The sequence below is a fragment of the Meiothermus cerbereus genome (genome assembly GCF_051297115.1).
GTDB classification, from domain to species: domain Bacteria; phylum Deinococcota; class Deinococci; order Deinococcales; family Thermaceae; genus Meiothermus; species Meiothermus cerbereus_A.
This window is the reverse complement of the sequence record NZ_JBEVAL010000034.1, coordinates 21,528-29,964: the sequence shown is the minus strand read 5'-3', so window position 1 is coordinate 29,964 and position 8,437 is coordinate 21,528. Positions and strand designations below refer to the sequence as shown.

The following is an 8,437-nucleotide window of genomic DNA, read 5'->3' as shown; positions in this document are numbered from 1 at the left end:
GCGCCTCCTGTTGGCGCAGTTTGGGGAAATGTGGCTGGTGGCTTTTCCGAATTGGGGTTTCAATCCCTCTCAGTTAAAGGGCGCGCCCAGCCACTATCATTGGGCCGTTTGTAGCGTTTTTGTCAGCTGGAGGAAATATGAAAAAAACCGTGTTGGCAGCAATGGCTTCGCTGGGTATCGGTAGTGCCGCTTTGGCCGATGGCTTTTCCATCACCGCAAACCTGCAGTTGCTGCCCGAATTTGGGGTGGTGGGCGGCCAGTTCATAACCCCTTACCGCACCTACCGGGGTACGGCGCTTAACTACACCCTCAACCTGACCGACAACTTTCTGGCTGGCGCTAGCCTGCGCCCAGGCTTTTTTGCAGGCCAGCTTGTGCTGGCAAGCCGCGCTGGCCTGGTGGGGGTTGCCAAGCTGAATGAATCCAGTGCCGGCTATGTGGAGGGGGCCATCCGCTTTGGCTCCAACCAGATTATGGTGCCTGGCCCTTTCAGTTTCGATTTTGATGCGGGCGGGGAAATCTTCATCACGCAGCGGGTTGCTGATGCTGCGGTGCTCTATGGGGGTGCAGGCCTGGATGCCACCCTGGTGGTTGTGCCATCGGTCTCGCTGAACGCAGCAGCCAATGCTTATGCGGGCCTCAAGCTGGAACTCAGCCGTGACCTCAATGCCTATCTGGAAGGGGGCCTGCGCTATCCTTTCGGTCTCAGTCTGGGCTACGATGTAACCGCTTCGCTTTACTACACCGTGGTGCGCGGGGTGCGGCTGGGTGTGTATGGGGGCTATACCAACGTTAGCGGCGTGGCGGGCGCCTGGAAGCTGGGGATTGCCGGTGAGTGGACCGAAAAACCCGAGACCCTGGGCACGCCCGGTAACTACCTGCCCTGAGATGGGCTTGCCTAATGGGCCTGCCTCCCAAGTGGGAGGCAGTTTTTGTTAACGCTGGGCCATGCGGTAGACGGTGCCGCGGTGGTCAATCACATACAGCTCGCCGGCAGCGTCTTCGCCAAAGGAACTGATGTTCAGGTCGGTTTTGAGAACTTCCCGGCTCTGCCAGCGGTCGCCCTGGGGCGTAGCAGCCCAGATGCGCCCACTCACGTAATCGGCATAGAAGTAAGCGCCTCTGAAGGCCGGCATGGCGTTGCCCCGGTAGCGGTACCCCCCGGTAATGGAACGGCCTTGGTCGTGGGTGTAGGTCAGCACGGGCATGACCAGACCTTCGCGGTTGCAGTTTTGCGGAGGATTGAAGCAGCGGTCACCTTCCATGATGCGCCAGCCGTAGTTCTCACCTCCCTTGCTGCTGGCAGGTTGAAAGTTTACCTCCTCCACAGCATTCTGACCCACATCGGCGATCCACATGTCGCCGGTCTGGCGGTCGAAGCTGAAGCGCCAGGGGTTGCGCCAGCCATACGACCAGATTTCACTGCGACGCCCAGCCAGCACAGGATTGTCGGCGGGGATGGCGTAGGCCCTGTTGCCCTCACTGCGGTTTACCTCGATGCGCAGGATCTTGCCCAGCAAGGTGTCGAGCCGCTGCCCGGCGTTGAGGGGGTCGCCGCCCGAACCCCCGTCACCCATGCCAATGTACAGCATGCCATCCGGACCAAAGGCGATCATGCCGCCGTTGTGGTTGGCATAGGGCTGTTCGATGGTGAGAAATATCTGGGCAGAGCCAGCCTCGGCACGGTTGCCATTGGCGCGATAGCGGGCGATTACGGTGTTGCCATTGCGGTTGGTGTAATTGATAAAGAAGAAGTTGTTCTGACGAAAGTCGGGATGAAAAGCCAGCCCCAGCAGACCCCGTTCACCACAGCACGAAACCAGGTTGCTCGCATCCAGGAATGGCTCGGCCAACAGCCGCCCATTCTGCCAGATGCGGATGGTGCCGCCTTGCTCGAGCATAAAAAGCCGCCCGGTGTCGTCGGGTGCGTAGGTCAGAAGCAACGGACGGCTGAGGTTGTTGGCGATTGGAACCAGGTTGATGGATTGGGCAGAAGCCAGACCAAGCCACAGCAGGGCAAACCAGACCATCTTTTGCATAAGCACAGTGTAGCCAGGCCTTTTCTGAGGCCGATGTGTGTGGACTACAAGTTTCGTGGCCGACCGGCGCTGCGCTTGCTGCCTAGAGCTGGTCTTCGAGCTGCCAGACCTGCCCTCCAAATAAGCTAATCAGGTACAGCTCGCCTTGCTCGTCTTCGCCGAAGGAGGCCAGGCCCGTCCCGGCAGAGCTAATCTCGGTTTTGCGTGTCCAGGTGCCGTTTACCAGGCGCAGGCTCCAGAGGTGGCCGGAGCCGAAGTCGGTGAAAAAATAGCGGCCCCGCATACGGGGGAAACGCGAACCCCGGTAAACATATCCCCCCGTAACCGAGTAACCATCGCTGCGCCCATAGGCATGTACGGGCGGGGTCAGGCTGGCGCTGTTGCAACCAGGAGCAACGCTATTGTCGTAACAGAAGTTGCCCTCCATGATTTTCCAGCCGTAGTTGAGGCCCTTGCCGCCGCCAGGGCCCAGGCTAATTTCTTCCTGGGTGCTCTGACCTACATCGCCAATCCAGAGGTCGCCGGTTTGCCGGTCGAAGCTGGCCCGCCAGGGGTTGCGCAGGCCCAGGGCCCAGAGTTCCGAAACCCGCCCGCCCAGGCTGGGGTTATCTGCAGGAATGCGGTAGTTGAGGCCTGTTTCGCTGCCGTTGACGTCGAGGCGCAGCACCTTGCCCAGCATGTGGCGGTTCCCATCCTGGGGAAGGAGGCGCTGGGCATAGTTTTCTGGATCGCCCCCAGAACCCCCGTCGCCCAGGGGGATATAGAGCATTTTGTCGGGGCCAAAGCCCAGCCAGCCAGCATTGTGGTTATCGTAGGGCTGGTCTACGCTCAGAACGACCTGCTCGGTGCTGGGGTCGGCTAGCTTGGTGCTGCGGTTGGCGCTGTAGCGGGCGATGATGGTGTCGCCAGAGGCGTTGGTGTAGTTCACATAAAAAAAGCCGTTGTTGCGGTAGTTGGGATGGAAGGCCAGGCCCAGCAGGCCTTGCTCACCGCCCTTGGCGGTTTTTCCGGTGATGTCGAGGAAGGGCTGTGTGCGCAGGGTGCGGCCCTCAATGATGCGTATTCGACCGGCTTTTTCCACCACGTATAGATCGCCGCTACCATCCCCGGCGTGCGTCAGGTAAAGCGGCTGGGTCAGACCGGAGGAAACAACCAGCTTCAGCTGAAGCTGCGGCTCGCCCGTAGGAGGCGGGTTGGGATTGGGAGGCATGTCCTGACAGCTAGCCGCCGCGGTTACCAGAAAAGCTGCTAAATAGCGCATAAACCCTCCTTCGCGCACGCATGCTTGTGAGCGGGTTATGCAATGAGGCTATCCGGGTGGGCTGAGGGTTTGCTGAAAAAAGCTTCAAGCTCGAGCCATCAAAAGCAACACCAGTAAGAGGCTTGAAGACGAAGCGGTGGCAGGAACACCGGGAAACCAAAGGCGGCACTGTCCTAGGCAACCTAAGGGCTGGCCGGGTGTTTCAAGGCGGAGCTTCCTCACCCAAAGCACTCACAAGGAGGAGTACCCACACCCAATCGGCTTTTGGAACGCTTCGGGGGTTCATACCACACGCGGCTTTGACAAAGCCGGGATGCTGCAGCTTAAAGTGATAGCCGTACGCACTAGGGTGCGTGACTTGGCTTTGACAAGCCGGTATAGAATAACCTGGCAGTTTAGCAGAGGAGGAACCATGCGTCGTAGAGATGTACTCAAAGCAGGCTTGGTTGGCGGAGCGGCCCTGGCCGGATTGACCCGGGCCCAGGGCGGCAACTTTACCATGACCATCGTCCATATCAACGATACCCACGCCCGGCTCGAGCCCACCGGCGGGCTGACCCTGGGGGGACAGGCAAACCAGCGCCTTGGTGGCTTTGCTCGAGTGATTTCACTTTTTGACCGGCTGCGCGGTACGGCTACCAACCCCCTGTTTTTGCATGCAGGTGACGTGTTCCAGGGCACCCTCTACTTCAACCAGTATCAGGGGCTGGCCGATCGGCACCTTTTGCACCGCATGGGCATCCGGGCTATGGCCCCCGGCAACCACGAGTACAACCTGGGGCCCGATGGGCTGGCCAACTTTTTGAATGGGGTGCGCTTCCCGGTGGTCTCGGCCAATACCGATGTCTCGAGGGAGCCCAAACTGGCGGGGCGCATTAAGCCCTACGCGGTGGTGAGTGTGGGGGGGCAACAGGTGGGCATCATTGGCCTCACCACCCCCGAAACCTCTATCCTCTCGAGCCCCGGCCCCAACGTTCGCTTCACCGACCCGGTTGCGGCTACCCAGCAAGCCGTGGTGGAGCTGTTGGCTAGAGGCGTGAAGTACATTGTGGTGCTCTCGCACCTGGGCTATCTGCAAGACCAGGAGCTGGCCCGCAAGGTGACGGGCGTGCAGGTGATCGTGGGCGGACACAGCCATACCCTGCTGGGTCAGACCCCTTTCCCAGAGCTGCGCCCGGGCGGGGCCTACCCCACCATCGTTAAGAACCCCGAGAACAAAGATGTGCTGGTGGTACAGGCCTGGGAGTGGGCCAAGGTGGTGGGCCGCCTGCAGGTTACCTTCAACGACCGGGGTGAGCTGGTGGCCCACCAGGGCCAGGTAATCCCCATGACCGCCAACCTGCCCGAAGACCGCTTCGCCCTCGACGCCATTGCCGCCTATGGCCTGCCCATCGCGGCACTGCGGGCCCAGGTGGTTTCTCGGGCAGCCGTGTCCCTCAACGGTGAGCGCAACGACGTGCGCCGCCGCGAGACCAACCTGGCCAACCTGATTGCCGATGCGATGCTGTGGAAAACCCGTCAGGCCGGTGCTACCATTGCACTGCAAAACGGTGGGGGCATTCGGGCCAGCATTCCGGCAGGTAACATTACGGTGGGGCAGGTGAACGAGGTGCTGCCTTTCGGCAACACCCTGACGGTGCTCGAGCTCAAAGGCAGCGAAATTTTGGCTGCACTGGAAAACGGCGTTTCCCAGTGGGAGCAGATTGCGGGCCGTTTCTTGTCGGGGGTGGCGGGTATCCGCTATACCTTCGATCTGGGTCGTCCGGCAGGAAGCCGGGTCACCCAGGTTCAGGTGCAGACCCCTACGGGCTTCCAGCCCCTCGACCCGGGCGCCACCTACCGCGTGGTGACCAACAGCTTTATCGCTGGCGGCGGTGACGGCTTTGCTGTCTTGCGGGATGCCAGGGGCTTCCGGGTCGATACAGGCTTTAGCGATGCTGAAGTGCTGATTGAGTACCTGCGTACCCAGCCTTCCTGGGAGCCGCGCCTGGAGAACCGTATTACCATCCTCAACGAGCCCCGGGGCCAGCGCTGGGAAGGGCCCTTTTACGTGGACAGCTTTTTACGGGTAAGGGTCTAAGTTGCGCCAGGATAGATTTGCGAGATCGCCCGACGCAGCACCGGCATACCTGGCGCAATTCCCTGCGGGTGTTGCAGAGTGACAGTTCGCATTTCAACTATGGAGACACTTGGGCCCCCCGCTTTCTACAGCGGCTAGGCCTACAGGCAGGTTGCCTGTCGGTTGCACGGCGACGGGCGACCTGCACTTTATTTGATATATCGCAGTATTCGACATTTGTACCGTTACAAAAAAAAGGCTGGAGCAGCCCTTCTCTTGATTGGGACTGCACCATTCTTTCTGAAGACCGCTCTAAGTTGTGACACATAAACTTTTACTGAAACCAGTTTGCCCTTAGGCTGATTTGGAGATGCAGGGGTCTTATCCGGGCCTGTTGGCCCTATTGCGCGATTTGGTGGGCAGCCCCAGCCAGGAAGCCCTGCTCACAGAGGCCCTGGAAGGGGCTTTGCGCTTGATTCCGGGGGCTCAGGCCGGTTCGTCTTTGCTGCGTGAAGGAAACGCATACCGTTTTGTGGCTATGCGGGGGCACAACATTGCCCTGCCCAGGTATTCCCTGAGCTTGCAAGATGAGCTGCGCTGGTACGGGGGCAGTTTGCAGGAGGCCTTGTCGGCCCGCCCCAAAATAACCCAGGCCAAGGTTGAGCTCAGTGGGTTATCGCAGCAGGATCGCCGGTCCCTGCAGGGCGTTAACTGGGCGCTAAACATTCCGATACCCTTGGGGGATAAGGTAGAGGCCTGGCTAAGCCTGGATCGCCTCGAGGCCACCCCCTTTCCGGCAGAAGCCTTGCCGCTGGCCCAGGAACTCGGGCTAAGCCTGGGTGTGGTGTTGCAAATGCTCAAAGAGCGAAGAAAAACCCAGGCCCGCCTCGAGCGGGAAGAAGGCCTGGCCCGTGTGCTGGGGGTGCTGTCCACCTTTCGCGAGGCCGACACACTCTGGAAATCGCTGCCCCATCTGATTCTAGAGATTTTAGGGGGGAAACGCGCACTGGCTTTGCGCCGCGAGGGGGACCAGCTGCGGGTATGCGCTGCTGTGAACTGGGAAGCAGCGGGCTTTTCGGTGCCTCGAGGGAACGGGGTTTCCTGGCTGGCCCTGGAGGAGCGTCGGGTGCAGATGGTGGGCCTTGATGATCCTCGGCTGTACCATAATACCTCGGTTGCCCCTGAGGAGTACGCGGCTTTTGTTCCCCTTCTGGATGCCCATGGCGAGGGCTTTGGGGTGGTGGTGGCCTACGCCCAGGCCTCTTTTGAACCGGACGATGCGTCGGTGCTGGAGGCCTTTGGCCGTGGGGTGGGGCAGGTACTGGCCCGCCTGGAAGCCCAAGCAGGCCAGCAGCGTGAACTGGCCCGTTTGCAAAGCCTTACCCTGGCCAGCCAGCGCCTTACAGCGGCGCAAACCACCGAGGAGCTGCTGCAGCTCACTGTTAAGGAAGCCCTGGGGCAGACCAGGGCTTCAACCAGTTTAGTAGTGCTCTATCGGCCCAAAGACGATGTGCTCGAGGTGGTGGCGGCGGCGGGCTTTGCTGCCGAGAAGGCAGCCGGTACCCGGCACAAGCGGGGCCAGGGGCTGGCCTGGCGGGTGCTGGGGCAGCGCAGCCCACTGTACCTGCCCGACGCTTCCCGTGAGCCCAGCGCTGTGTTTACTTCGGGCAATCGGGCCCGGGCGGCCTACCTGGGGGTGCCGATGGGTGACCCCGAGGGCCAGATGGTGGGGGTGCTGTCGGTGGACACAGCGGGGGTGGGGGGGGAGATACAGCCGCAGGACCGCTATGCCCTGGAGGCACTGGCTCGGGTGGCTGGGGTGATGTTTTCACGCTTGCAAGCCCTCGAGCGGACCAACCGGGAGACCGAGCGCTACCGCAGGCTGGTGCTGATGTCCTCCGACCTCGAGACCCTGGACGAGCCTGTCTGTATGGCCCAGCGGGCCCTGGAGACGCTTATCGACCTTACGGGGCTTTCGGCTGGTGGCTTTTACCGGTTGGAGCTCAAAGATACCAGCAAAGGCAGCGGCTTAATGCAGCTTGTTCGGGGGCATGAGCGGGACAAAGAGGGCCGCTTGCAGCACTTTGCCAGCCTGCCGGTGTCGCTGGGAAGTGGGTTCATGGGCAAGGCCCTGGCTACTGGCAAAGTCCAGCTAATTGAGGATTACCAAACCTGGGATGGGGCTTGGCCTTCGCTGGTGGCTTACAAGCTGAGAACCCTGCTCACAGCGCCTTTGTTTGTGCGGGGGGCGCCTTACGGAGCCCTTACGCTGGCCAGCTTTGAACATAAGGCCTACATATCAGAAGAACACCTGGCTTTATTAGAGGCGGTTGCGCGGCGGCTCGAGCGGGCACTGGAGCGGGTGGCGCACCTCGAGGAGATTACCCGTACCCGTGAGGATGCGCTGCGGGCTTTGGGCCTGGGTCTGGAGCTGCGCGATCTGGAGACCAGCGGTCATACCGACCGGGTGGTGGCCCTGACCGCGGCTTTGGGGCAGCGCCTGGCTTTCCCCGACCTCGAGGGGCTACGTATGGGGGCCTACCTGCACGACCTAGGAAAGCTGGCTATTCCTGACTCCATTTTGCTCAAACCCGGAACCCTTACCGATGCCGAGTGGCGCATTATGAAAAGCCACTGCGATATTGGCTTTGGCATGCTGGAAAACCTGGGCTTTTTGTCTCAAACTGCACTAAATATCGTGCGCTACCACCACGAGCGGGTGGATGGATCGGGCTATCCTTTTGGCCTCAAGGGCGACGAGATTCCCCTCGAGGCCCGCCTTTTTGCGGTGGTAGATGTTTACGATGCGCTGATTCACTCCCGCCCTTACAAGGCCGCCTGGAGCCACCAGGGAGCTTTGCAAGAGCTGCGTAGGCAAGCCGGCCAGACCCTTGATGCCTCCATTGTGCAGGCGTTTATCGAGGTGATAACCAGCCGGGTTAGAAAGTGATCGGTAGATGCGGCACGGGTTGGGCGTTTTTGAATAACTCCATCCGAAGCGCTCTAAAAGCCGACTGGCTGTAAACTCCCTGCCGATGCGTTGGGTGGGGGAGAATTTTTCGCCCAACGGAAAATATA

At 60.7% G+C, this 8,437-nt stretch carries 5 protein-coding genes; 3 read left to right on the top strand and 2 right to left on the bottom strand.

The window, feature by feature from the left end; genetic code table 11:
* Positions 1 to 137 precede the first annotated feature (137 nt).
* A complete protein-coding gene (locus ABWU19_RS08730; RefSeq protein WP_435901320.1) occupies positions 138 to 887 on the top strand; it encodes a hypothetical protein in 750 nt (249 codons plus the stop codon).
* Positions 888 to 935: 48 nt separating this feature from the next.
* On the opposite strand, the gene ABWU19_RS08725 is transcribed toward ABWU19_RS08730, so the two are convergent.
* Both ABWU19_RS08725 and ABWU19_RS08720 read right to left on the bottom strand, forming a co-directional pair.
* Positions 936 to 2,039, bottom strand: a complete 1,104-nt coding sequence (locus ABWU19_RS08725) for a PQQ-dependent sugar dehydrogenase (protein WP_435901319.1) — start codon at positions 2,037 to 2,039, stop codon at positions 936 to 938.
* Positions 2,040 to 2,121: 82 nt separating this feature from the next.
* Positions 2,122 to 3,300, bottom strand: a complete 1,179-nt coding sequence (locus ABWU19_RS08720; protein ID WP_435901318.1) for a PQQ-dependent sugar dehydrogenase — start codon at positions 3,298 to 3,300, stop codon at positions 2,122 to 2,124.
* A gap of 412 nt (positions 3,301 to 3,712) precedes the next feature.
* Between ABWU19_RS08720 and ABWU19_RS08715 the strand changes: the two genes are divergently transcribed.
* Both ABWU19_RS08715 and ABWU19_RS08710 read left to right on the top strand, forming a co-directional pair.
* A complete protein-coding gene (locus ABWU19_RS08715; protein WP_435901317.1) occupies positions 3,713 to 5,380 on the top strand; it encodes a bifunctional metallophosphatase/5'-nucleotidase in 1,668 nt (555 codons plus the stop codon).
* Positions 5,381 to 5,729: 349 nt separating this feature from the next.
* Entirely contained in the window at positions 5,730 to 8,309 is a 2,580-nt protein-coding gene (locus ABWU19_RS08710; RefSeq protein ID WP_435901316.1) for an HD domain-containing phosphohydrolase, read from the top strand.
* The last annotated feature ends 128 nt before the right edge of the window (positions 8,310 to 8,437 follow it).

Excerpts from the sequence above, each read along its gene's own strand:
- ABWU19_RS08730 (WP_435901320.1), top strand. The coding sequence starts at position 138 with ATGAAAAAAACCGTGTTGGCAGCAATGGCTTCGCTGGGTATCGGTAGT.
- ABWU19_RS08725 (WP_435901319.1), bottom strand. The coding sequence starts at position 2,039 with ATGCAAAAGATGGTCTGGTTTGCCCTGCTGTGGCTTGGTCTGGCTTCT.
- ABWU19_RS08720 (WP_435901318.1), bottom strand. The coding sequence starts at position 3,300 with ATGCGCTATTTAGCAGCTTTTCTGGTAACCGCGGCGGCTAGCTGTCAG.
- ABWU19_RS08715 (WP_435901317.1), top strand. The coding sequence starts at position 3,713 with ATGCGTCGTAGAGATGTACTCAAAGCAGGCTTGGTTGGCGGAGCGGCC.
- ABWU19_RS08710 (WP_435901316.1), top strand. The coding sequence starts at position 5,730 with ATGCAGGGGTCTTATCCGGGCCTGTTGGCCCTATTGCGCGATTTGGTG.